At 71.7% G+C, this 1161-nt stretch carries 1 protein-coding gene; it reads left to right on the forward strand.

What is annotated here, in order from left to right; translation table 11 throughout:
• Positions 1 to 562: 562 nt before the first annotated feature.
• On the forward strand, positions 563 to 1051 hold the full coding sequence (locus N7E59_RS11915) for a transglycosylase family protein (protein WP_390905053.1): 489 nt from the start codon (positions 563 to 565) through the stop codon (positions 1049 to 1051).
• Positions 1052 to 1161: the final 110 nt, after the last annotated feature.

Here is a 1161-nt window from a genome sequence, read left to right on the forward strand (position 1 = left end):
GCCTACCGAGGAGCCGGAGCCGGAGCCTGAGCCTACCGAGGAGCCGGAGCCGGAGCCTGAGCCCACCGAGGGCCGGGAGCCTGAGCCCACCGAGGAGCCGGAGGCTGAGAAAGAGCCGGAGCCGACTGAGGAGCCGGAGGTCGAGGAAGAGCCTGAGCCGGGGGCGCAGAGCCGGATGGCTCCGCAGCGGCAGTCTGCCCCGGAACCCGCTCCGAGCCCCACGCCGACTCCCACTCCCACACCTCCGCCCACCCCGTCCCAGTCGGCGCCGGCCCCCAGCCCCTCGCCGACACCGACGCCTACCCCTACTCCCACACCTACGCCGACGCCTACCCCTACCCCTACTCCCACACCCACTCCCACACCCACTCCCACACCCACTCCCACAGCCACTCCGACCCCGACGCCCACCCCGACGCCCACCCCGACCCCTACGCCCACCCCGTCCCAGTCGGCGCCTACTCCAACGCCCACTCCCACCCCGACGCCTACTCCCACCCCGACGCCTACCCCGTCCTCGCCGTCGGCCGGCGGTCACAGCGCGGACTGGGACCGTCTGGCGATGTGCGAGTCCACAGGCGACTGGAGCATCAACACCGGCAATGGCTACTACGGTGGTCTGCAGTTCAGCCTGCAGTCGTGGCAGGCCGTCGGCGGAACCGGTTATCCGCACCAGGCGTCGAAGGCCGAGCAGATCAACCGCGCCCACGAGCTGTGGAAGATCCAGGGATGGGGCGCCTGGCCGTCCTGCTCCTCGCGCCTCGGTCTCTCCGGCGACCCGGGTGGAGCTTCCGGATCGGCCACCGCCTCGGCGACGGCCTCCGGCACCGGGACCGCCGTCAGCTCCGCCCCACGCCTGTGGAGCGCGATGCTGTCCGTCCCGCTGCGCGGAGAGCCCTCCTCGATGGGCGAGAAGCTGGCCCAGATTCCGCGCGGCGTGGACCTCGCCGAGGTCGCCGACCGTGGATCCTGGGTGCAGGTCCGCTTCTCCCAGCTCACCGGCGAGACGCTGCTCGGCTGGGTCAGCACCGACTTCGTGGCCCAGTCCTGATCCTGCCCTCCGGGTCCCGCAGCCTCCTTCTCGGCGGCGGGACCCGGGGCACTGATCTGCAAGACCGGGTCACTCATCTATGGATGTGCGCCGAGCTCGCCGTATGTCGA

Origin of the sequence: Nesterenkonia marinintestina (assembly GCF_025420485.1) — a bacterium.
GTDB classification, from domain to species: Bacteria; Actinomycetota; Actinomycetes; order Actinomycetales; family Micrococcaceae; genus Nesterenkonia; species Nesterenkonia marinintestina.

Bases quoted from the DNA above. Each gene is read 5' to 3' on its own strand.
- N7E59_RS11915 (WP_390905053.1), top strand. From the start codon at position 563: ATGTGCGAGTCCACAGGCGACTGGAGCATCAACACCGGCAATGGCTAC.